The following is a 23,295-nucleotide window of genomic DNA, read 5'->3' as shown; positions in this document are numbered from 1 at the left end:
CAAGCGCAAGGGCCGGCGCCGCGGCGTCACCCTGGGGGCTGGCGGGCGGGCCTTTTTCCTAGCCTTGTCCAAGGGTTTGCGGTAAACTTCGGCGCAGACCCCGATCAACGGGGCGTCCGAGGCAGATTGAGTGGCAGATTCCCATGACTGAGATGGTCTATGGCGCGGCTCCCGTGAGGGACGTCGAGCCTGTGCTCCCCAAGTGGTGGCGCACGATCGACAAGATGTCGATGTCCTTTATCCTGATCCTGTTCACCATCGGCATCCTGCTGGGCCTCGCGGCCTCGCCGCCGCTGGCGGCCAAGAACGGCTTCGAGCCGTTTCACTACGTCACCCGGCAGGCGGTGTTCGGCGGCGCGGCGCTGATGGCGATGCTGCTGACCTCGATGATGACGCCGGTCCTGGTGCGCCGGCTGGCGGTGGTGGGCTTTGCGCTGGCCTTTGTCGCGCTGGCCCTGCTGCCGGTGTTCGGCACCGATTTCGGCAAGGGGGCGGTGCGCTGGTACAGCCTCGGCTTTGCGGCGGTGCAGCCGTCGGAATTCCTCAAGCCCGGGTTCGTGGTTGCCGCCGCCTGGATGCTGGCCGCCAATCAGGAGATCAACGGCCCGCCGGGGCGGCTCTGGTCCTTCGGGCTCTGCCTGACCATCGTACTGATGCTGGCGCTGCAACCCGACTTCGGCCAGGCCTGCCTGGTGCTGTTCGGCTGGGGGGTGATGTATTTCGTCGCCGGCGCACCGATGCTCTTGCTGGTGGGCATCGCGCTCCTGGTGGTGCTGGCCGGCACCGTGGCCTATTCCAATTCCGAACATTTCGCCCGCCGTATCGACGGTTTCCTGACCGCCGATGTCGATCCGAACACCCAGCTGGGCTATGCCACAAATGCGATCCGCGAAGGCGGGTTTGTCGGCGTCGGCGTCGGCGAGGGCCAGGTCAAATGGTCGCTGCCCGACGCGCATACCGATTTCATCATCGCCGTGGCGGCCGAGGAATACGGGCTCGTCCTTGTGCTGGCGATCATCACACTCTATGCGGGTATCGTGCTTTCGTCGCTGCTGCGGTTGATGCGCGAGCGCGATCCCTTTATCCGGCTGGCCGGCACGGGGCTTGCCTGCATGTTCGGAGTTCAGGCCATGATCAACATGGGTGTCGCGGTGCGGCTTCTCCCGGCCAAGGGCATGACCCTGCCGTTTGTCAGCTACGGCGGCTCGTCGCTGATTGCCACCGGTATCGCGGTGGGCATGTTGCTGTCGTTCACCCGGACCCGGCCGCAGGGCGAAATCGGTGACATCCTGCGGAGCCGCGTCAGGTGAGCTTCGCCGCATGGCATAGGGGTTCGGAGTGATGGAGCGGCAGAGGCTACTCGTGATCGCGGCCGGCGGCACTGGCGGGCATATGTTCCCGGCGCAGTCGCTGGCGGAAGAGATGCTGTCTCGCGGCTGGCGGGTCAAGCTCTCGACCGATGCGCGCGGGGCACGGTATACCCAAGGCTTCCCCCATACGGTCGAGATCGATCAGATCAGCTCGGCCACCTTGGCCCGGGGCGGTCCTGCGGCCAAGGCGCTGGCGCCGCTGCGTATTCTGGGCGGGGTCTGTTCCGCCGTATTCGGCATGCTGCGCGACCGGCCCGACGTGGTGGTGGGCTTCGGCGGCTATCCGTCGATCCCGGCGCTCTCGGCGGCTTTCCTGCTGCGCCGGCCGCGGATGATCCACGAGCAGAACGGCATCCTCGGCAAGGTCAACACGCTGTTTGCCAAGCGCGTCGATGCCATGGCCTGCGGCACCTGGCCCACCGACCTGCCCGAGGGCGTCGCGGGCCATCACAGCGGCAACCCGGTGCGCGCCGCCATCCTCGAGCGCGCGGGGGCGAGCTATATCGCGCCCGGCGACTATCCGATGTCTATCCTGGTGATGGGCGGAAGCCAGGGCGCGCGCATCCTCTCGGACGTGGTTCCGCCGGCGATTGCCGGCCTGCCGATGAGCGTGCTGGAAAACGTCCGCGTCAGCCATCAGGCGCGCGGCGAAGACCATGAGCGCGTTGCGAAATTCTACGAAGACCACAATATCGACGCCGATGTGCAGCCGTTCTTTCAGGACGTGCCGCGGCGGATGTCGGAGGCGCAGCTGGTGATCAGCCGCGCCGGCGCCTCGTCGATCGCCGATCTCACGGTGATCGGCCGGCCGGCGATTCTGGTGCCCTATGCCCATGCCACCGGCGACCACCAGAGCGCCAATGCCCGCGGCATGGCCGAGGCCGGCGCGGCGGTGGTGGTGTCCGAGGGCGAACTGCACGTCGAGCCGCTGACCGCCACCATCCATGACATTCTGCGCCAGCCGGAAGAGGCCCGCCGCATGGCGATGGCCGCCCTGGCGCTTGGCAAACCCGATGCGGCCCGCGAATTGGCCGCGATGGTCGAGACGCTGGCCGGCGGCCAGAGTCCACAGCCCGGAAAGGACCCCGTATGAACGCTGCCGCCGCCACCAAACTGCCCACCGATGTCGGGCCGATCCATTTTGTCGGCATCGGCGGCATCGGCATGTCGGGCATCGCCGAAGTATTGCTCAATCTGGGCTACCGGGTGCAGGGCAGCGACCTCAAGGGCTCGAAGATCACCGAACGGCTCGCGGGCCTCGGCGCGAGCATCTTCACGGGGCAGGCGGCCGAGAACCTGGCCGAAGCCGAGGTCGTGGTGATCTCGACCGCGATCAAGCCGGGCAACCCCGAGCTCGACGAGGCCCGCGCCCAGGGCCTGCCGGTGGTGCGCCGGGCCGAGATGCTGGCCGAGCTGATGCGGCTCAAGTCGAACATCGCCATTGCCGGCACCCACGGCAAGACGACGACAACGACGATGATGGCCGAGCTGATGGTCGCCGGCGGTTTCGATCCGACGGTGGTCAACGGCGGCATCATTCATGCCTATGGCTCGAACGCGCGGATGGGGCAGGGCGAATGGATGGTGGTCGAGGCCGACGAAAGCGACGGCACCTTCAACCGCCTGCCGGCCACCATCGGCGTGGTCACCAATATCGACCCCGAGCACATGGAGCATTGGGGCGATTTCGACCGGTTGCGGCAGGGCTTTCTCGATTTCGTGTCGAACATTCCGTTTTACGGCCTCGCCGTCTGTTGCACCGATCACGAAGAAGTCCAGCGGCTGGTGGGCAAGGTCACCGACCGGCGGGTGGTGACCTATGGCTTCAACTCCCAGGCCGATGTCCGCGCGGTGAACCTGCATTACACGGGCGGGGTGGCACATTTCGACATCGCGCTTCAGGCCGAGGGGCTGATGATCGAGGGCTGCGCCTTGCCGATGCCGGGCGATCACAACGTCTCCAATGCGCTGAGCGCGGTTGCCGTCTGCCGGCACCTGGGCATGAAGACCGAAGAGATCCGCGCGGCGCTGGCAAATTTCGGTGGCGTCAACCGCCGGTTCACGAAAGTGGGCGAAGTCGACGGCGTGACGATCATCGACGACTACGGCCACCACCCGGTGGAAATCGCCGCCGTGCTGCGCGCGGCACGGCAGGCCAGCGACGGCCGGGTGATTGCCGTGCACCAGCCGCACCGCTATTCCCGGCTGTCCGATCTGTTCGAGGATTTCTGCGGCTGCTTCAACGAGGCCGATGTTGTGGCGATCGCCGATGTCTTTGCCGCCGGAGAAGATCCGATCCCCGGCGCCTCGCGCGATGACCTGGTGGCCGGGCTGCGCCGCCATGGCCACCGCCACGCCGCCGCGCTGGTCGGAGAAGAGGCGCTGGTCGATTTCGTGCGCGCGAATGCCGGGCCGGGCGACATCGTGGTCTGCCTCGGCGCCGGCACGATCACCGCCTGGGCCAATGCGCTGCCGAAGCAACTGGCGTCATGACGACCTCGTTGATCCTGGCCTGTCTCTGGGCGCTGGCGGCCAATCTTCTGGCGGCAATGCCCTCGCGCGACAATCACTGGCGCCGCGCCTATGGGCTGATTGCCGTTGGCGTGCCGCTGCTGGGCTATGTGACCTATCAGAACGGCCCCTGGGTCGGGCTCCTGGTGCTGATGGCCGGCATGAGCGTGCTGCGCTGGCCATTGGTCTACGTCACCCGCTGGATGCGGGGGCGGGTGCGGCGCGGCGCGTCGTAACACCAGCCCGGGTTTGCCGCGGCGGACCGGCGTTGCTAGGCTGGGGCCTGTCCTGCCAAGCCCCCGCAGAAAGGCGCGCCCATGGAGCCGGCACAGATCAGGATCATCCTCTTCGTGGCCGGGGTCGCCCTGGTGTCGGCGCTGCTCGGCTATCTTCTGATCCGAAAGCGGGTGTTCGTTGCCTTTTTCGGGCTGATCGTGGCGGCGCTGGCGGCCGGGGTGTATTTCATGCTGCTCGCCCGCGCCGGCCAGGGCTGGGATGCGCTGGGCTATTTTCTCATCGTCCTGCTGCTGGTGGCGCCGGCGATGGCGGGCCTGGGGATCGGCGGCGGGATCGCCTGGTGGCGCGGGCGCATGGCCCGGTGATCGCCCCTTTTCGTGGCGCGTGTTCCGTCTTATGACGGGGAAAACCCAAAGGGGCAGGCAATGGATGACCATTTTCACATGCCGCAGGTGCGCGGGCGGCTGACCGAAGGCCGGATGCTGGCCGATCTCACCTGGCTGCGCGTGGGCGGGCCGGCGGACTGGTTGTTCCAGCCGGCCGATGTCGCCGATCTGGCCGATTTCCTGCGTGATCTCCCGGAGGGGCTGCCGGTGTTTCCGATGGGCGTCGGGTCAAACCTGATTGTCCGCGACGGCGGCTTGCGCGCAGTGGTGATCCGCATGGGGCGCGGCTTCAACGGCATTTCCGTCGCGGGCAACCGGGTCACCGCCGGCGCTGCGGCGCTTGATGCCCATGTGGCGAAAAAGGCGGCCGAGGCCGGCGTCGATCTGACTTTCCTGCGCACCATTCCGGGCGCCATCGGGGGCGCAGTCCGGATGAACGCCGGCTGCTACGGCTCTTATATTGCGGATCATTTTGTCGAGGCCCAGGCGGTGACGCGGCAAGGCGAACAGGTCACGCTCACCGCCCGCGACCTGGATTTCCGCTACCGTCAGACTGATCTGCCCGAGGGCTGGGTGATCACCGGCGCCACATTCGAGGGCCCGCCGGGCGATCCCGAGGCGCTTGCGCAGAAAATGGCCGATCAACTGGCCAAACGCGACGCCTCGCAGCCCACCAAGGATCGCACGGCGGGCTCGACCTTTCGCAATCCGGCCGGGTTTTCCAGCACCGGCAAGGCGGACGACACCCATGATCTCAAGGCCTGGAAGCTGATCGACGACGCCGGGCTGCGCGGTTTCAGCATCGGCGGGGCGCAGATGAGCGAAAAACATTCCAACTTTCTGATCAATACCGGGGCGGCCACGGCGCAGGATCTGGAAACGCTGGGCGAGGAAGTGCGAAAAAGGGTTTTTCAAACCAGTGGAATAGAGCTACACTGGGAAATCATGCGGGTCGGCGAAAAAGCCTGATCCGCCAAGGCCGAAACGGCCCGCCCAGAGTACCGAATCCCGACAGGGGTCGGGGCGGCTGAGGCAAGAACCGGCAGGTTCATCATAAAAACGCGCCGAAACGGCGCAAAACAAACGAGGACCGGGCAGGTCCAGACAAGTTGAGGCACGAGTGGGCATGTCGAGCAGGGCAGGCTCCCGAGTAGCGGTGTTGATGGGTGGCCCTTCTGCCGAGCGCGAAGTGTCACTGTCTTCCGGGCGCGAATGCGCCAAGGCGCTCAGGAGCGAAGGCTTTGAAGTCGTTGAAATAGATGCCGGGCCGGATCTGGCCGCGCGGCTCGCCGAGGCGCAGCCCGACGTTGTCTTCAACGCGCTGCACGGCCGTTGGGGCGAAGATGGCTGCGTGCAGGGCCTGCTGGAGTGGCTGCATCTGCCCTATACCCATTCCGGCGTGCTGGCCTCGGCGCTGGCGATGGACAAGCAGCGTTCGAAAGAGGTCTATCGCGCCGCCGGGCTGCCGGTGGTCGACAGCGTGATCGCCACCGCCGCCGAGGTGCGCCAGCGTCACGTTCTGCCCCCGCCCTACGTGGTCAAACCCAACAACGAAGGCTCTTCGGTGGGCGTCTACCTGATCGACGCGGAAAACAACGGCCCGCCGCAGCTCTCTGACGACATGCCGGAAGAGGTGATGGTCGAGGCCTTTGCGCCGGGCCGTGAGCTGACCACCACGGTTATGGGCGCCGGAGAGAACGATCCTGGGGCGCTGGCGGTGACCGATATCCTGACCACCGGCTGGTATGACTACGACGCCAAGTACAAGGAAGGCGGATCGCGCCACGTGGTGCCTGCCGACATCCCGCAGGAGATCGCCGACGCCTGTCTCGACTACGCCCTGCGCGCCCATGTGGCGCTGGGCTGTCGCGGGGTGAGCCGCACCGATTTCCGCTGGGACGAGGGCAGGGGGCTTGCCGGGCTGATCCTGCTCGAGACCAACACCCAGCCCGGCATGACACCGACCTCGCTGGTCCCCGAACAGGCGGCGCATCAGGGGATCGATTTCGGCAGGCTCTGCGCCTGGATGGTGGAGGATGCGTCATGCCACCGCTGAACGAGCCCCCCCGCAGCCGCATCCACCGCGCCTATCACCCGGCCCATGGCGGCCCCGAGCCGAAGCCCTTGCCGCACCCCGCGCCGCGCCCCAAGGCCGATCCGGCGCCCTCGCGCTGGGCCTACCGGATGCAGCGGCTGATGCTGACGCCGCTGTTTCGCCAGGGGCTGCGCCTCGGTCTGCCGTTGGCGGCGGCCTTTCTGATCGGCAGTATCTATTTCGCCAGCGACACCCGCCGCGAGGCCTTCAACCAGACCCTGAGCGACATGCGCGACGCCATCGAGCAGCGCGAGGAATTCATGGTCAAGCTGATGCAGGTCGACGGTGCCGGCGAAGAGGTGGCGCAGGACATCCGGGAAATCCTGCCGGTGGAATTCCCGGTTTCCTCCTTCCATCTCGAGCTCGACCACATGCGCGACACCATTGCCGGTCTCGACGCGGTGGAGCGGGTCAGCCTCAGGATCAAACCCGGCGGCGTTCTTCAGGTCGACGTGACCGAGCGCATTCCGGCGGTGGTCTGGCGCTCGGCGCAGGGGCTCGAGCTTCTGGACGACGGCGGGTTTCGCGTGGCGCAGCTGAAAAGCCGCTACGACCGGCTCGACCTGCCGGTGATCGCCGGCGCCGACGCCGACAAACACGTGGACGAGGCGCTGCGCCTGATCTCGGCGGCGGCGCCGGTCTCGGGGCGGCTGCGCGGGCTCGAGCGGATCGGCCAGCGGCGCTGGGATGTGGTGCTGGATCGCGGTCAGCGCATCCTCTTGCCCGAAGACAAGCCGGTGCAGACGCTCGAGCGGGTTCTGGCGCTCGATTCCATCACGCCGAACGGCATGCTGGAGCGCGACCTCGCGGTTGTCGACATGCGGCTGGCGCGCCGGCCCACCATTAGACTGAATACCAACGCGGTCGAAGAACTGCGGAAAATCAAGGCAGACGAGCTTGGAGTGACGTCACGATGATCGAGCTGTACGAATCCCAACGCGCGATGCGCAACATGCGCAAGGCGGCCATGCAACGTGGCGTGATTGCCATCCTCGACGTCGGCAGCGCCAAGATCGCCTGCCTCGTCCTGCGCTTTGACGGCACCGAAAAGGTCTCGGACGCCGGTGTCGGATCGCTCGCGGGGCAAAGCGGGTTCCGCGTGATCGGTGCCGCCACCACCCGTTCGCGCGGCGTGCGCTTCGGCGAGATCGCGGCGATGGGCGAGACCGAGCGGGCGATCCGCACCGCGCTGCAATCGGCGCAGAAAATGGCCGGCATCCGGGTGGATCACGTGATCGCCTGTTTCTCGGGCGCCGAGCCGCGCTCTTACGGGCTGGCCGGCCAGGTCGAGGTGCATGGCCAGACCGTGGATGAGCAGGACGTGGCCCGGGTGCTGTCGGCCTGCGACGTGCCCGATTTCGGCCACGGCCGCGAGGTGCTGCACGCCCAGCCGGTGAATTTCGCGCTCGATCACCGCTCGGGCCTCTCCGATCCGCGCGGTCAGATCGGCCATACGCTCTCGACCGACATGCACATGCTGACCGTCGACGGCCAGGCGATCCAGAACCTGGCGCATTGCGTCAAACGCTGCGATCTGGAACTCGCCGGCCTGGCCTCTTCGGCGTATGTCGGCGGCATCGCCGCGCTGGTCGAGGACGAACAGCAGCTTGGCGCGGCCTGCATCGACATGGGCGGCGGGTCGACCGGCATATCGATCTTCATGAAGAAACACATGATCTACACCGATGCGGTGCGCATGGGCGGCGATCACGTCACCTCGGACATTTCGATGGGCTTGCAGGTGCCGATGGCCATGGCCGAACGCATCAAGACCGTGCATGGCGGGCTGGTCGCCACCGGTATGGACGACCGCGAGATGATCGGCATCGGCGGCGAGACCGGCGATTGGGAACATGACCGCCGCACCGCCAGCCGGGCCGAGCTGATCGGCATCATGCGGCCGCGGGTCGAGGAGATCCTCGAAGAAGTGCGGGTGCGGCTCGATGCGGCGGGTTTCGAACATCTGCCCAGCCAGCAGATCGTGCTCACCGGCGGCGCCAGCCAGATCCCCGGGCTCGATGCCCTGGCCAGCCGCATCCTGGGCCACCAGGTCCGCCTGGGGCGGCCTCTACGCGTCCACGGGCTGCCGCAGGCGGTCACCGGGCCGGGCTTTTCCGCGGCGGTGGGGCTCAGCCTCTTTGCGGCCCATCCGCAAGACGAATGGTGGGATTTCGACCTGCCGGTCGATCGCTATCCGGCGCGGTCGCTCAAACGCGCGGTGAAGTGGTTCCGCGACAACTGGTAGGCGCCGAAGCGGCGCAGATTTGTGGACGATTCTACGGAGAAGGTGGCCCGTATCGGGGCCGCCTAGTGGGCGTTGCACAGCAATTCCGCCATATCTGGCGCGCTCTCCGAGATCGGGGCGGATGTGGCAATTTTTTGCCCACATTTTGCGGCGTTTCCGGGTTTTTTACGTGACGCCCGGGTATCGCTCCGTCATAATGGGGGGTAATAGGCAGCAAAATGCCCGGGCAGGGCATGACAAGCAGGCGGACAAGGCGGACAGTTATGACATTGAATCTTTCGGTACCCGGACACGATGAACTGCGGCCCCGCATCACGGTCTTCGGCGTGGGCGGTGCAGGCGGTAACGCGGTCAACAACATGATCGAGAAGCAGCTCGAAGGCGTCGAATTCGTGGTTGCCAACACCGATGCGCAGGCATTGCAGCAATCCAACGCCGAGGCCCGCGTCCAGCTGGGCGTGAAGGTCACCGAGGGGCTGGGCGCCGGCGCCAAGGCGACCATCGGCGCCGCCGCGGCCGAGGAAAGCATCGAACAGATCGTCGATCACCTGGCCGGCGCGCATATGTGTTTCATCACCGCCGGCATGGGCGGCGGCACCGGCACCGGCGCCGCGCCGATCATCGCACAGGCGGCGCGCGAACTGGGTGTTCTGACCGTCGGCGTGGTCACCAAGCCGTTCCAGTTCGAGGGCTCGAAGCGGATGCGCCAGGCCGAGGACGGCGTCGAGGCGCTGCAAAAGGTCGTCGATACGCTGATCATCATTCCCAACCAGAACCTGTTCCGGCTGGCGAATGAAAAGACCACCTTCACCGATGCCTTCTCGATGGCCGACGATGTGCTCTATCAGGGCGTCAAGGGCGTGACCGACCTGATGGTGCGCCCGGGCCTGATCAACCTCGACTTTGCCGACGTCCGTGCGGTGATGGACGAGATGGGCAAGGCGATGATGGGCACCGGCGAGGCCGATGGCGAGGATCGGGCGATCCAGGCCGCCGAGAAGGCGATCGCCAACCCGCTGCTCGACGAAATCTCGCTGCGCGGCGCCAAGGGCGTGCTGATCAACATCACCGGCGGCACCGACCTGACGCTGTTCGAGCTGGACGAGGCAGCCAACCGCATCCGCGAGGAAGTGGACGCGGACGCCAACATCATCGTCGGCTCGACCCTCGACGACGCGATGCAGGGCCAGATGCGCGTGAGCGTCGTCGCCACCGGCATCGACGCCTCGGGCGTGCAGCATGACATCCCCGTGCCGCGCCGGTCGCTGGCCGAGCCGCTCAAGCAGGTTCCGGCCGCCGAAGAGCAGACCGAGGAGCAGGCGGTTGCCGCCCGCGCCGAAGAACCGCAGCAGCCGGTCTACCAGGAGGCCGAGCCGCAGGTCGCCGCCGCCGAAGAGCCCTCGCTCTTCGAAAGCTTCGAGCCGCGCGTCGAAGAGACCGCAGAAGACGACCTGCCGCCGCCGGCTTATCAGCCCGAGGTGCAGCAGTTCGAGCCGCGCGCCCAGCACAGCCCGCAATACGAGGACGACGAGGCCGAAAGCTTCGTGGCGCCCAAGGCCCCCGCGGCCGGCACCCCGTCGCCCGAAGCCATGGCCCGCCTTCAGGCCGCCGCCGCCCGCGCCGGGGGAGGCTTCCCCAAGGAGCAGCAGGCCGCCCCGCAAGAGCCGGCCGAGGTCGAGCGCCCGCGCTTCGGCATCAACTCGCTGATCGGCCGGATGACCGGCAACAGCCAGGACGGGCAGGGGCAGCAAACCGCACGTCGCCAGCAGCCGCCAGTGCAATCGCCCGCGACGAATTACGCGCCCGAGCCGCAGGCCGACCCCGAGCAGGAGCGGATCGAAATTCCCGCCTTCCTGCGCCGTCAGGCCAACTGATCACCGCCCTCGCAAGAGGCCGGCCAAGGGCTCCCGCAAGGGGGCCCTTTTGCGATTCCAGCCGCCGGCAGGGGGCTGGATCACGTGGCATTTTGCCGGTTGAAGTGTTAACATTCCGCTACGGAAAGGCGTTTCGGATCACCGGAATTTATGTCACGGCCGCTGAAATAAGGCCCGTTTCCGGTCACGTTCGACCCTGAAATGGCCTGTGGATGGCTTGATTTATAGTCCTTTATTCAACCACTTACATGACAAACGCGGGTTTCCGCCTGCTGTGTGACGGTTATGTTTCATAGCGTTGCAATACGTTATTTGAGCATCTCCGCCCGAGATCCTAATTCCCTTTCATCGCCGGCTCGCAGTGGGGAACCGCCGGCTCACGCACACCAGACTCTCCACTGCACGCTCGGGCACAGCGCCCGCCGCGACGATGAAGCCGAAAGGAAGACCATGCAGGCCACGATTAAGAATACAGTCCGTTTCGACGGTGTCGGCCTGCACTCGGGCCGTCCGGTCCGCATGGTGATCTCTCCGGCCTCTGCCGGCTATGGCATCTGGTTCAAACGCACCGACATCCGGTTTGGCGATGCCATGGTTCCGGCCCGCTGGGACGCGGTCGACCGGTCGCCGCTCTGCACCCGCATCCGCAATGCCGCTGGCGTCGAGGTCAGCACTATCGAACATGTGATGGCCGCGCTTGCCGGCTGTGGCATCCACAACGCCCTGATCGAGATTGACGGCCCCGAAGTGCCGATCCTCGACGGCTCGGCCGCGCCCTTTGTCGATGCAATTTTGGGCCGTGGCATCCGCCGCCTCGACACGCCGGTGATGGCGATCAAGGTCGACAAGACGGTGACCGTGGAAACCGACAGTGGCTGGGCCCGCCTGTCGCCCGCCGACACATTCACCATGTCGTTCCACATCGATTTCACCGATGCCGCAATCGGCAGCCAGGACAAGCGCCTGGTGCTGTCCAACGGCACCTTCGTGCGCGAGCTTTGTGACAGCCGCACCTTCTGCCGCCAGGCCGACGTCGATGCCATGCGCGCCAATGGCCTGGCCCTCGGCGGCACGCTGGAAAACGCGGTGGTGGTCGATGGCGACAAGGTGCTCAGCCCCGGCGGGCTGCGTCACAGCGACGAGCCGGTGCGCCACAAGATGCTGGACGCCCTGGGCGATCTGGCCCTCGCCGGGGCGCCGATCCTTGGCCATTACACCGGCCACCGCGCCGGCCACTCGATGACCAACATGCTGCTGCATGCACTGTTCAACACCCCCGGCGCCCTGCGTCTGGTCGAGGTTGACGGCGCCGATGCGGCGCGTCTGCCCGGTGTCGGCGTGGTTCCGCAGGACATGCCCGCCGTGGCGTGAAATCCGCGATCGCCGGTTTTTGCGCCCGCCTCGTCTTGGCGGGCGTTTCCATCTCAGACGATGTGTCGTATGCCCTTTCAGAGACTTAACGCTTCGTGTTAGGACGTGACGCAACCCGGGCCGCGCAACAGGCGGGATCGATCCGGGATCTTGGGTGAGGAAGTGACAGGCATGACGGGCGACAGACCGCTGAAAGGCAGGACATCGCGGGCCATCGCTATTGCGCTGGTGGCTGGTCTCACGCTGGCAAGCTGCTCCGGCGGCACGTTCCGCAACGCCCGTGGCAACATCGGTTTCGGCGACACGCCGATCGAGGCCTATACCGCCGAACAGATCTATGAGCGCGGCGAATACGAGCTCGAGCGCAATGCCTATGGCGAGGCGGCAGAGTTCTTTTCCGAGATCGAGCGGCTCTATCCCTATTCCGAATGGGCCAAGCGGGCGCTGATCATGCAGGCCTTTGCCCATCACAAGGACAAGGAATACGAAGAGGCGCGCGCGGTGGCGCAGCGCTATGTCGATTTCTATCCGGCCGATGACGATGCAGCTTATGCCCAGTACCTTCTGGCGCTGTCCTACTACGATCAGATCGACGAGGTCGGCCGCGACCAGGGCCTGACCTTCCAGGCGCTGCAAGCGCTGCGCACGGTAATCGAACGGTATCCCGACAGCGGCTATGCCCGCTCGGCAATCCTGAAATTCGACCTCGCCTTCGATCATCTTGCGGGCAAGGAGATGGAAATCGGGCGCTATTATCTCAAGCGCAAGCATTACACTTCGGCGATCAACCGCTTCCGCGTGGTGGTCGAGGATTTCCAGACCACCACCCACACCGCCGAGGCGCTGCACCGTCTGGTCGAGAGCTATCTCTCGCTGGGTCTCACCCGCGAGGCCCAGACCGCCGGCGCGATTCTCGGCTACAACTACCAGTCCACCGAATGGTACGAAGACAGCTATCGTCTGCTGACCGGGCAGGGGCTGGAACCCGAGGTCTTTGACGGCACCTGGCTGGGGGCCATCTATCGGCAGATGGTCAAAGGTGAATGGCTGTAAGTCATCGGTGGGAACACGTCTCGCGCCACGGAGCATCTGATGCTGCGCACGCTTGATATCCGCGATATGCTGATCATCGATCACCTCGAGCTGGCCTTTCAGCCGGGGTTGAACGTACTCACCGGTGAAACCGGCGCCGGCAAGTCGATCCTGCTGGATTCGCTGGGCTTCGTGCTGGGCTGGCGCGGCCGGGCCGAGCTGGTGCGCGCCGGGGCCAAACAGGGCGAGGTGGTGGCCGAATTCGACCTGCCGCCGGGCCATGCCGCTTTTGCGGTGCTGGAAGAGGCCGGCCTGCCGGTCACGGACGAACTGATCCTGCGCCGGGTCAACACCGCCGAGGGCCGCAAGACCGCCTGGGTCAACGATCGCCGCTGTTCGGGCGAGGTGCTGCGGCAGCTCTCGGAGACGCTGGTGGAACTGCACGGCCAGCACGATGACAGGGGGCTGCTCAACCCGCGTGGCCACCGCCGCATCCTCGATGCCTTTGCCGGGGTCGAGGCCGAGCTGGCGGCCACCCGCGGCGCCTGGAAAGCACTTTCGCAGGCCCGCAAGGCGCTGACCGGGGCCGAAACCGCGCTGGCCGCTATGCGCGAGGAAGAGGATTTCCTGCGCCATGCGGTGGGCGAGCTGGACGCGCTGTCGCCGCAGCCCGGCGAGGATGCCGAACTGGATGCCAAGCGCCGGATGATGCAGCAATCCGAGCGCATCCGCGAAGACATCCAGCGGGCCGGGCAGGCGCTGGGCAATGACGGGGCCGAGGGGGCGATGGGCGACGCCATGCGCTGGCTCGACGGGGTGGCCGACCGCGCCGAAGGCCGGCTCGACGCGCCGCTGGCGGCTCTGGGCCGGGCGATGGAAGAACTCGACCAGGCCGCGCGCGGCGTCGAAGAGACCCTTGAGGCGCTGGCCTTCAACCCGCATGAGCTGGAAGAGGCCGAAGAGCGGCTTTTTGCCATCCGGGGCCTCGCGCGCAAGCATCAGGTGACCTCCGAGGAACTGCCCGATCTGGCCGAGACCCTATCGGCCAAGCTCGCCCGGCTCGATGCCGGCGATGCCGGGATTGCCGATCTGCGCAAGGCGGCGACCGAGGCAGAAGCCAGCTATGACGCCGCCGCCGACGCGCTGTCCCGGGCCCGGCAGACCGCCGCACTGCGGCTCGACGCGGCGGTCACCGCCGAGCTGGCGCCGCTCAAGATGGAGCGCGCGGTCTTTGCCACCCGGATCACCGAAGACCCGGCCGGCCCGGAGGGCCGCGATGCCGTGGCCTTTACCGTCGCGACCAACCGGGGCGCCCCGGCCGGACCGATCGGCAAGATCGCCTCGGGCGGCGAATTGAGCCGGTTCCTGCTGGCGCTCAAGGTCTGCCTGGCCGAGGGCAATTCCGGTGTCACGCTGATTTTCGACGAGATCGACCGCGGCGTCGGCGGCGCCACCGCCGATGCGGTGGGCCGTCGGCTGGCGGCGCTGGCCGCCGAGGGGCAGGTGCTTGTCGTTACCCATTCGCCGCAGGTCGCGGCGCTTGGCGCGCATCACTGGCGGGTCGAGAAACGCGTGGCGGCGGAACAGACCCTCTCCAGCGTCGTGCCGCTCGATGCCGGCGACCGGGTTGACGAGATCGCCCGCATGGTTGCCGGCGACACGGTGACCGACGAGGCGCGCGCCGCCGCCCGGGCGCTGCTCGCGGGATAGCCAAACCGGCCCTGCGGGTGCTGCCTCAATCGCCCTGCGGCACCAGCTTGCCCGGGTTGAGGATGTTCTTCGGATCAAGTGCCCGCTTGATATCGCCCATCACCTGCCAGCCGTCGCCATGTTCGGCCGGCATGAAGTCCAGCTTGCCCATGCCGACACCGTGTTCCCCCGTCGAGGTGCCGCCCAGGGCGAGCGCCCGCCGCACCATCCGGTCCGAGAGCGCGCGCGCCTCTTCGAGTTCTTCGGGGCGGCTCTCGTCGATCAGCAGCACCGCATGGAAATTGCCATCGCCCACATGGCCGAGGATCGGCCCGGGGATCGTGCCCGCGGCGATATCCGCCTGGGTCGCCTCCACCGCCTCGGCCAGCCGCGAGATCGGCACGCAGATGTCGGTGACCAGCGCCCGCGCGCCCCGGCGCGTGGCGAGAATGGCGTAAAAGGCGTTGTGCCGCATCGCCCAGAGCGCCTTGCGCTCCTCGGGCTTTACCGACCAGTCGAAACCCAGCGCGCCATGGTCGGCCGCGATTTCGCCGAAAAGGCGCGATTGTTCGGCCACCGCCGCCTCGGAGCCGTGGAATTCCAGCAGCAGATGCGGCAGCAGCGGCAAGTCCATCCCGGCATAGGCATTCACCGCCGCCGCGCTGGCGGCATCGAGAAACTCGATCCGCGCCATCGGCAGGCCGAGCTGGATGGTGTCGGTCACCGCCGCCACTGCCGCGCCCATGTCGGGAAAGGCGCAGACCCCGGCGCTGATCGCCTCGGGCTGGCCGTGCAGCCGCAGCGTCAGCTCGGTGATCAGCCCCAGCGTGCCCTCGCTGCCCACCATCAGCCCGGTCAGATCGAAGCCGGCCGCGGATTTGCGCGCCCGCGTGCCGGTGCGGATCACCCGGCCGTCGGCCAGCACCACCTCGAGCGCCAGCACATTGTCGCGCATCGTGCCATAGCGCACCGCCGTGGTGCCGCTGGCGCGGGTCGCCGCCATGCCGCCAAGCGCCGCATTGGCGCCGGGATCGACCGGAAAGAACAGCCCCGTGGCGCGCAGCTCCTCGTTCAGCGCCTCGCGGGTCAGCCCGGGCTGGACGGTGACGTCCATGTCCTCCGGCCGCAGCGCGACAAGCCGCGCCATGCGCGAGAAATCCACCACCACGCCGCCCCGCACGGCGAGCGAATGCCCCTCGAGCGAGGTGCCGGTGCCCCAGGCCACCACCGGCAGCTCATGCGCGGCGCAGATCGCCACCAGTTTCGAGACTTCTTCGGTGCTTTGCGGATAGGCCACCGCATCGGGCAGCATCGGGGCAAAATAGCTCTCCGAGCGGCCATGCAGGGCCAGATCCGACTTGGACAGAGACAATCTCTGGCCTAACAAGGACTTGAGTGCCGTAATGGCCTTGTCGTCCTGCGCCCTTTGTCTGGTCATGGTTTCGCCCCTGATCTCGGAAATCGCGCATATCTACCGCAGCGGCTCAGGCGCGCAAAGACGTGATCGAACGATATGGCAAATACCGATAGAAATCCCGCCATTCGCCAGCTGCGCGAGATGCGCGCGGTGTTCGATCGCGGCTGGCAGCTGCTGCGCCATCGCGGGCCCAGCCAGATCCAGTTCTGGTTCATCGCCCTGATGATCGGCATCGCCGCCGGTTTCGCGGCGCTGTTGTTCCGCCGGGCGATCGAATGGCTACAGGCCACGCTCTACGGCACCGACGACATCACCCAGCTGCACACCTTCGCCAATTCGCTCGACTGGTTCTGGGTGCTGATCATCCCCATGGGCGGCGGCGTGACCGTGGGGCTGATCCTGTATTTCTTTACCGATGACGGCCGGGTCCGCGCGGTGGCCGACGTGATCGAGGGCGCGGCGCTGAATGACGGGCGGGTCGAGAAAAAGGCCGGCCTCGCCTCGGCCGCCTCGTCGCTGATCACCCTGTCGACCGGCGGCTCGACGGGGCGCGAAGGTCCCGTGGTGCATATCGCCGCGATGATCTCGTCCTGGGTGTCCAACGTATTGCATGCCGATGGCATCACCGGCCGCGATCTGCTGGGCTGCGCCGTGGCGGCGGCGGTTTCCGCCAGTTTCAACGCCCCCATCGCCGGCGCGCTCTTTGCGCTCGAGGTGGTGCTGCGCCATTTCGCCCTGCACAGTTTCGCCCCCATTGTCGTGGCCTCGGCCGCCGGCACGGTGATCAACCGGCTGGCCTTTGGCGATGTCACCGAATTCACGCTGCCCGGCACCACCGCGCTCGAGTTCTACCTCGAACTGCCGGCCTTCCTGATCCTCGGGCTGGTCTGCGGGCTGGTCTCGGTGATCATGATCCGCGGCATCTTCTGGGCCGACGATCTGGAAAGTCGGATCCAGAGCCGCATCGGCCTGCCGTACTGGATACGCCCGATGCTGGCCGGGGCGATCCTCGGCGGCATGGCGATCTTCTTTCCGCATATCATCGGCGTCGGCTACGAGACCACCTCGCTGGCGCTGACCGGCCAGCTCCTGCTCTGGCAGGCGGTGGTCTATGCGGTGATCAAGGTTCTGGCCGTCGCGGTCACCATGGCCGGCCGCATGGGCGGCGGCATGTTCTCGCCCTCGCTGATGGTGGGGGCGCTGACCGGGCTGGCCTTCGGGCTGATCGCCACCTCGCTGTTTCCCGAGCAATCCGGCGCCTTCACCCTCTATGCGCTGGCCGGCATGGGGGCGGTGGCGGCGGCGGTGCTGGGCGCGCCGATCTCGACCACGCTGATCGTCTTCGAGCTGACCGGCGACTGGCAGACCGGGCTGGCGGTGATGGTTTCGGTCTCGATGTCCACCGCGCTGGCCTCACGGCTGGTCGACCGGTCGTTCTTCCTGACCCAGCTGGAACGCCGCGGGGTGCATCTGGCGGCGGGCCCGCAAGCCTATCTGTTGGCGATGTTCCGGGTGGCCCAGGTGATGCGGCCGATGGACGACCCCCAGGCCCCCTCGGAAGCCACCTGCTGGGAGATGGTGGAAACCGGCGTCTATCTCAACGCCAGTGCCACGCTGGAAACCGCCCTTCCCATGTTCGAGACCTCGGGCGTCGCATTCCTGCCGGTGGTGGCGATCCGTGGCGAAGGCCAGCCGCCCGAATTGCGCGGCGCGCTGTTCCACGTCGACGCGCTCAAGGCCTACAACCGCGCGCTCGCCGCCACGGCGGAAGAGGAACACAGCTAGCCGGCGCTCAGAGCTCTTCGATCTGAAGGTAATCGCCGGGCTGAAAGGCCAGATATCCCTTGATCGCCGCCGCGGCCTCCTTGGGGTCCTCATAAGACCAGACCACATCGGTCAGGGTCCGGTTCTTGGCCTCGATCGAATAATAGCTGGCCGTGCCCTTGTGCGGGCAGGTGGTGACGGTCTCGGAGGGTTCAAGAAAGGCCATGGCGATGTCGCTGCGCGGGAAATAGATCACCGGCTTGTGGCCGTCTTCGAGCAGTTCCAGCGCATTGCTGCTTTCGCCCAGCACGGCGCCGCTGGCACGCACCACCCATTTGCCTTCGGCCTTCACGATCCTGATCGTCATCTCACTCTCCCCAATACGGCGTCCACATAAGATCGCCCGAACATGGCCCGGGCGGTGTAACAGCCTTGTGTCAGATTTCTGCGGTTGCGGCATCCAACCACATCGCCGCCCGCTTGCCCAGCCTTGGCCGCAACATGTGTCGGCAGGTCGCATGATACTGGTTCAGCCAGTCCCGTTCCTCCGCCGTCAGGCGCTCGGCCAGGATCAGCCGCCGGTCGATCGGCACCCAGGTCAGCGTTTCCCAGTCCAGCATCTCCTTGACCGTGCCTTCGGGCAGGGGGGCGGCCTTGCGGACGGCCATCAGGTTCTCGATCCGGATGCCGAAAGCGCCCTCCTTGTAGAACCCGGGCTCGTTCGACAGGATCATGCCCTCGCGCAGCTTTTCCATCCCGGTGCGCGCCAGCCTCTGCGGTCCTTCGTGCACACAGAGATAGGCGCCGACCCCGTGGCCGGTGCCATGGCCGTAATCCTGCCCGGCCATCCACAGCGGCATCCGCGCCAGCGCATCCAGATCGCGCCCCGACAGCCCCTCGGGCCAGCGCGCCCGGCTCATGGCGATCATGCCTTGCAGCACCCGGGTAAAGGCCGCCTGCGCCGCCTCCGGCGCGGCGCCGATCGCCAGGGTCCGGGTGATATCCGTCGTACCGTCCAGATACTGCCCGCCGCTGTCGATCAGCAAAAGCTCGCCATCGGCCAGCTTGCGGTTGCTTTCCTCGCTGACCCGGTAATGCACGATGGCGCCGTTCGGACCCGATCCGCTGATCGTCTCGAACGAGATATCGAGCAGCGCCCCGGTGTCCCGGCGAAACCCTTCCAGCGCCGTCACCACGTCGATCTCGGTCAGATCGCCCGGTGCGGTCTCTTCCAGCCAGGCGAGAAACTCGCACATCGCCACCGCGTCGCGCTCATGTGCGGCCCGCATCCCGGCCAGCTCCTTGTCGGTCTTGCAGGCCTTGGGCAGCACGCAGGGGTCGCGGCCCTCGATCACCTCGGCGCGGATCGCATCGACCACCGCCAACGGCACCGACTCCGGATCGATCAGCACCGGCCCCTCCAGCGCCTCAAGCGCCGCGGCAAAGCCCTCGGGTGGATGACAACGCACCTCGGGGCCGAGATCGACCTCGGAGAGCTTCCCGGCGGCCATGAAGAGATCGACAGTGCCATCGTCGAACAGCAGTGCGAAGCCATGCGCCACCGGGTTGCGCGGAATGTCGCCGCCGCGAATGTTCAGCAGCCAGCAGAGCGAATCCGGCAGGGTGATCACGGCCACACCCGCCCCCAGACCGCGCATGTCCTCGGCCAGCGCCGCCCGCTTGTCGGCCGAGCTGCGCCCGGCCAGCGCATCGGGATGCGTCCTCACCGGCGCCATCGGCGGCCCCGGCTGATCCGGCCAGATCCGGTCCACCAGGTTCCCGACCCGCGACAGCGCCACGCCGGAGCCTTTCAGCCCCGCCTCCAGCGCCCGCTGCTGTTTCAGCGTGTGCAGCCAGGGATCGATGCCCAGCGCGCCCTCGGGCAGATGCTCCCGGATCCAGGCCGCCGGCTGCACCTCGGGCCAGTCCACCGGGGTGAACTCCGCCGCCAATTGCTGGCGCGCCTGCACCCGGTAGCGGCCGTCGACAAAGACGCCGGCCGCCTCCGCCAGCACCACCGCGGCGCCGGCCGAGCCGGTGAAACCGGTGAGCCAGGCCAGCCGGTCATCGCGCGGCGCCACATATTCGCCCTGATGCGCATCCGCCTTGGGCACGACAAATCCGGCCAGCCCCTGATCCGCCATCACCTTGCGCAGCGCCGCCAGCCGCGGCGGGCCCTGTTCGGGCCGGGCCGTTACCTCGAAGGATTGAAACATCGTGCTTCCCAGTTCTTCCTCTTGCCGAAAATACTCTCGGGGGAGTCGCCAAAGGCGACGGGGGCAGAGCCCCCAGGCGCCCCACGCCGGCCCGCGCGGCGCGCCGTCAGCTGGCCTTGCGAATTCCCATCACCCGGGCGCGGGCCCGCGGATCGGTGTCGAAGAGCGCCGCCAGCTGCTCGGTCATCGCACCGGCCAGCTGTTCGACATCGGTGATCGTCACCGCCCGGTCGTAATAGCGTGTCACGTCGTGGCCGATACCGATCGCCAGAAGCTCGACGGCGCGGCGCCGCTCGACCATGGCGATCACGTCGCGCAGGTGTTTCTCGAGGAAATTCGCCGGGTTCACCGAGAGCGTCGAATCGTCGACCGGCGCGCCATCGGAGATCACCATGAGGATCTTGCGCGCCTCGGGCCGGTGGATCATCCGGCGATGCGCCCATTCCAGCGCCTCGCCGTCGATGTTCTCCTTCAACAGCCCTTCCTTCATCATCAGCCCGAGGTTGGGCCGCGCCCTGCGCCAGGGCGCATCGGCGCCCTTGTAGACGATGTGGCGCAGGTCGTTGAGCCGTCCGGGCTGCTGCGCCCGGCCTTCGCCCAGCCATTTCTCGCGGCTCAGACCGCCTTTCCACGCCCGGGTGGTGAAGCCGAGGATCTCGACCTTGACCGAACAGCGCTCCAGCGTGCGGGCCAGCACATCGGCACAGATCGCCGCGATTGAGATCGGCCGGCCGCGCATCGAGCCGGAATTGTCCAGCAGCAGCGTCACCACCGTGTCGCGGAACTCGGTGTCCTTTTCCACCTTGAACGACAGCGGCGTCGTCGGATTGGCCACCACCCGCGCCAGCCGCCCGGCGTCGAGGATGCCTTCCTCGAGGTCGAATTCCCAGGACCGGCTCTGCTGCGCCTGAAGCCGGCGTTGCAGCTTGTTGGCGAGGCGGCTGACCGCGCCTTTCAGAGGCTCGAGCTGCTGGTCGAGATAGGCGCGCAGCCGTTCCAGCTCGGCCGGATCGGCGAGCTCCTCGGCGTGGATTTCCTCGTCGAACTCGGTCGCGAAGACGGTGTAATCCGGGTCGGCCTCCGAGACCGGTGCCGGGGTCGGCGGCTCCAGCGGCGCCTCGCCCTCGGGCAGTTCGGTCTCTTCGCCGGCTTCGGTGTCGGACATGTCGTCCATCGTCACCTGCGCCTGGCTCGGATCCTGCTGGTCTTCCTGGCTCTGTTCCGGGCTGGCCTCGGTCTGATCGTCCTGGTCGTCGTCCTGCCCGGTGCTGTCGGGGTCGCGGTCGTCGTCCTGGCTGTCCTCGGCCTGATCCTCCGACTCGTCCTCGAGATCGTCGGGATCCTCGCCCAGCTGATCGCCGTAGCCCAGATCCTGGATCACCCGCCGGGCCAGCTTGGCGAACTGGCTCTGATCGGCCAGCGTCTCCTGAAGATCGCCGAGCTGGCCGCCGGCCTGATCCTCGATGAACCCGCGCCAGAGCTCCATCACATTGGCCGCGCCCTTCGGCATCTCGCGTCCGGTGGCGAGATGGCGGATCAGATAGCCGGCCGCCACCGAAAGCGGTGCATCCGAGGCCTGGGTGATCTGGTCATAGCCGCGTTTGTCGGCCTCGGCGCCGATCTTGGCGTCGATATTGCCGGCGGTGCCGGGCATGTCGCGCGCGCCCATCGCCTCGCAGCGGGCGGTTTCCATCGCCTCGTAGAGCTCGCGTGCCATGTCGCCCGGCGGCGCATAGCGATTGTGGGTCGCGGCGTCGTGGTACTTGTGCTTGAGCGCCAGCGCATCCGCCGTGCCGCGCGCCAGAAGCACCTCGTCCCGGGTCATCCGTCGGCTGACCTGCGGCAGCCGCATGGCATCGCCCGACACGCCCGAGGGGTCGACGGAATAAGATACCGTGAGCTCGGGATCGTCGGCCATCACCTTGGTGGCCTCGGCCAGCGCCTTCTTGAACGGATCTGCGGGATTGTCGGTCTGCGCCATGGGGTGCCTGCGGTCGGGATTGAAACAGCGTCAACGTAATCGCTCACGCAGGCAATGGCCAGAGACGAGGGCCGGGGATTTGCCGGCCAGGGGCGCAGGCCTCATCGCCGGAGGATCATCCGCCGGCAGGTGTCGATCCGCGAGGCCATGCGGGTGGCGGCCAGGTCGCGCCGTCGCGGGGTGGCACCGTATTGATTGCGGGCCAGCAGATGCGCGATCTGCACCCAGCCATCCACCCGCCAGCGCTGCGCCTGCCGGTCGCTTGCGGCATCGGGCAGCACCGCGCCGAGCAACATGTCGAAATCCTCGCGCATCTGCCCGGTGGCCTGTGACGAAGGGTCGCCCACCGCCGCCTGGCGCACCGACAGCGCCCAGAGCCGGCCGGCGCAGATCGCAAAAGCCTCGGCCCGGTCCCCGGGAGGCGGGGGCGCGGCAGGGGCGGCAGACCAGAACGACAGCACCAGAAAGGCCGCCACCACAAGGGGGCGAAACACGCGGGTCATGTAACAATGCTATGACGGCGCCGCCGTTCCGGTCAACGAAAAGTATATACAAGGTCTATAAGATTTGAGGCATTGTCGCGGCGCCCCCAGCACCTTCGATACCCCGGGTCAGCCCAGCAACAGCCCGGTGCATTCCGCCACGCGCATTTCGGCCAGCATGAGCGCGCGGCGGGCCTCTGCGGCATCCGGGTTGAAGGTGGCCCGGGTCAGCAGCGCCGCCTGCGCCATCTTGGCCTCGATCCGCAGATGCAGCACCTGGCGGCCGGCATCCGCGGGGCGCACCGCCTCCAGCAGACCGATCATCGCCGCGCGCTGCGCCTCGGTCCGCTCCGATCCGGCGCCGTCGAACATCCACTGATGCTCCATCATCGCCGAAAGCCGGCCGACGCAGGTGGCAAATAAGACAACCGGATTGTCCGGCGCCAGGGGCAGGGCCCGCGCTGGCGGCAGGGAGGAGAACACCGCCAGCACGAGACACAAGGCAAAAATTTTCATACCGCTCATGATTTCAGCATAACACCAAAATTTCGTGTCACGTATTGAGCAGAATGAAAACTCTGGCCGGGTGTCGTGCCAGGGTAACGCTTGCAGATGCAGAAACGGC

General features: G+C 67.0%; 20 protein-coding genes. 14 read left to right on the top strand and 6 right to left on the bottom strand.

The features are described 5' to 3' along the window. Positions 1-143 precede the first annotated feature (143 nt). From BMW90_RS05060 to recN, 13 genes are all read left to right on the top strand, one after another. Positions 144-1,310: a peptidoglycan glycosyltransferase FtsW gene (locus BMW90_RS05060; RefSeq protein ID WP_048530623.1), complete on the top strand. Its 1,167-nt coding sequence runs from the start codon at positions 144-146 to the stop codon at positions 1,308-1,310. 31 nt (positions 1,311-1,341) lie between these two features. Then, positions 1,342-2,463 (top strand): UDP-N-acetylglucosamine--N-acetylmuramyl-(pentapeptide) pyrophosphoryl-undecaprenol N-acetylglucosamine transferase, encoded by a 1,122-nt coding sequence (locus BMW90_RS05055; protein ID WP_074835328.1) that lies wholly within the window; start codon positions 1,342-1,344, stop codon positions 2,461-2,463. Then, positions 2,460-3,863: a UDP-N-acetylmuramate--L-alanine ligase gene (murC, locus tag BMW90_RS05050; protein ID WP_074835326.1), complete on the top strand. Its 1,404-nt coding sequence runs from the start codon at positions 2,460-2,462 to the stop codon at positions 3,861-3,863. The genes BMW90_RS05055 and murC overlap by 4 nt, the downstream gene beginning before the upstream one ends. After that, a complete protein-coding gene (locus BMW90_RS05045; protein ID WP_074835325.1) occupies positions 3,860-4,117 on the top strand; it encodes a DUF2484 family protein in 258 nt (85 codons plus the stop codon). Before murC ends, BMW90_RS05045 begins: the two co-directional genes overlap by 4 nt. 81 nt (positions 4,118-4,198) lie before the next feature. After that, positions 4,199-4,483 carry a hypothetical protein gene (locus tag BMW90_RS05040; RefSeq protein WP_048530633.1) on the top strand — a complete coding sequence of 95 codons (285 nt, stop codon included), beginning with the start codon at positions 4,199-4,201 and terminating at the stop codon, positions 4,481-4,483. Positions 4,484-4,543: 60 nt separating this feature from the next. Then, a complete protein-coding gene (murB, locus tag BMW90_RS05035; protein WP_074835323.1) occupies positions 4,544-5,473 on the top strand; it encodes a UDP-N-acetylmuramate dehydrogenase in 930 nt (309 codons plus the stop codon). Positions 5,474-5,666: 193 nt separating this feature from the next. Beyond that, positions 5,667-6,560, top strand: coding sequence for a D-alanine--D-alanine ligase (locus BMW90_RS05030; RefSeq protein WP_244526429.1), 894 nt, complete (start codon positions 5,667-5,669; stop codon positions 6,558-6,560). Beyond that, the gene (locus BMW90_RS05025) at positions 6,548-7,516 is read left to right on the top strand and encodes a cell division protein FtsQ/DivIB (RefSeq protein WP_083415957.1); all 969 of its coding nucleotides are present in this window, start codon (positions 6,548-6,550) and stop codon (positions 7,514-7,516) included. Before BMW90_RS05030 ends, BMW90_RS05025 begins: the two co-directional genes overlap by 13 nt. After that, positions 7,513-8,844, top strand: coding sequence for a cell division protein FtsA (gene ftsA / locus BMW90_RS05020; protein WP_048530635.1), 1,332 nt, complete (start codon positions 7,513-7,515; stop codon positions 8,842-8,844). Before BMW90_RS05025 ends, ftsA begins: the two co-directional genes overlap by 4 nt. Before the next feature lie 263 nt (positions 8,845-9,107). Further along, positions 9,108-10,718 carry a cell division protein FtsZ gene (gene ftsZ, locus BMW90_RS05015; protein WP_074835320.1) on the top strand — a complete coding sequence of 537 codons (1,611 nt, stop codon included), beginning with the start codon at positions 9,108-9,110 and terminating at the stop codon, positions 10,716-10,718. A gap of 450 nt (positions 10,719-11,168) precedes the next feature. Continuing rightward, positions 11,169-12,089 carry a UDP-3-O-acyl-N-acetylglucosamine deacetylase gene (gene lpxC / locus BMW90_RS05010; protein WP_048530640.1) on the top strand — a complete coding sequence of 307 codons (921 nt, stop codon included), beginning with the start codon at positions 11,169-11,171 and terminating at the stop codon, positions 12,087-12,089. Between the two features lie 171 nt (positions 12,090-12,260). Then, the gene (locus BMW90_RS05005) at positions 12,261-13,142 is read left to right on the top strand and encodes an outer membrane protein assembly factor BamD (protein WP_074835318.1); all 882 of its coding nucleotides are present in this window, start codon (positions 12,261-12,263) and stop codon (positions 13,140-13,142) included. Positions 13,143-13,181: 39 nt separating this feature from the next. Then, positions 13,182-14,831 carry a DNA repair protein RecN gene (recN, locus tag BMW90_RS05000; RefSeq protein WP_074835316.1) on the top strand — a complete coding sequence of 550 codons (1,650 nt, stop codon included), beginning with the start codon at positions 13,182-13,184 and terminating at the stop codon, positions 14,829-14,831. A gap of 25 nt (positions 14,832-14,856) precedes the next feature. On the opposite strand, the gene BMW90_RS04995 is transcribed toward recN, so the two are convergent. Further along, a complete protein-coding gene (locus BMW90_RS04995; protein WP_074835315.1) occupies positions 14,857-16,248 on the bottom strand; it encodes an FAD-binding oxidoreductase in 1,392 nt (463 codons plus the stop codon). A 75-nt stretch (positions 16,249-16,323) separates the two neighbouring features. On the opposite strand from BMW90_RS04995, the gene BMW90_RS04990 reads away from it, so the two are divergent. Continuing rightward, positions 16,324-18,012 carry a chloride channel protein gene (locus BMW90_RS04990; protein WP_074835313.1) on the top strand — a complete coding sequence of 563 codons (1,689 nt, stop codon included), beginning with the start codon at positions 16,324-16,326 and terminating at the stop codon, positions 18,010-18,012. A 7-nt stretch (positions 18,013-18,019) separates the two neighbouring features. On the opposite strand, the gene BMW90_RS04985 is transcribed toward BMW90_RS04990, so the two are convergent. The 5 genes from BMW90_RS04985 to BMW90_RS26275 all read right to left on the bottom strand — a co-directional run bounded on the left by BMW90_RS04985 (position 18,020) and on the right by BMW90_RS26275 (position 23,195). Further along, the gene (locus BMW90_RS04985) at positions 18,020-18,358 is read right to left on the bottom strand and encodes a DUF427 domain-containing protein (RefSeq protein ID WP_048530650.1); all 339 of its coding nucleotides are present in this window, start codon (positions 18,356-18,358) and stop codon (positions 18,020-18,022) included. 70 nt (positions 18,359-18,428) lie between these two features. Next, positions 18,429-20,207, bottom strand: coding sequence for an aminopeptidase P family protein (locus BMW90_RS04980; protein WP_074835312.1), 1,779 nt, complete (start codon positions 20,205-20,207; stop codon positions 18,429-18,431). Positions 20,208-20,313: 106 nt separating this feature from the next. After that, the gene (cobT, locus tag BMW90_RS04975; protein ID WP_074835310.1) at positions 20,314-22,188 is read right to left on the bottom strand and encodes a cobaltochelatase subunit CobT; all 1,875 of its coding nucleotides are present in this window, start codon (positions 22,186-22,188) and stop codon (positions 20,314-20,316) included. Between the two features lie 101 nt (positions 22,189-22,289). Next, a complete protein-coding gene (locus BMW90_RS26280; RefSeq protein WP_074835309.1) occupies positions 22,290-22,691 on the bottom strand; it encodes a hypothetical protein in 402 nt (133 codons plus the stop codon). Between the two features lie 108 nt (positions 22,692-22,799). Continuing rightward, positions 22,800-23,195 (bottom strand): hypothetical protein, encoded by a 396-nt coding sequence (locus BMW90_RS26275; protein ID WP_139211209.1) that lies wholly within the window; start codon positions 23,193-23,195, stop codon positions 22,800-22,802. Positions 23,196-23,295 lie beyond the last annotated feature (100 nt).

The sequence above is a fragment of the Marinovum algicola genome (genome assembly GCF_900109145.1).
Lineage (GTDB): Bacteria > Pseudomonadota > Alphaproteobacteria > Rhodobacterales > Rhodobacteraceae > Marinovum > Marinovum algicola.
The sequence above is the reverse complement of the archived record's forward strand: the minus strand, read 5'-3'. Positions and strand labels throughout refer to the sequence as shown.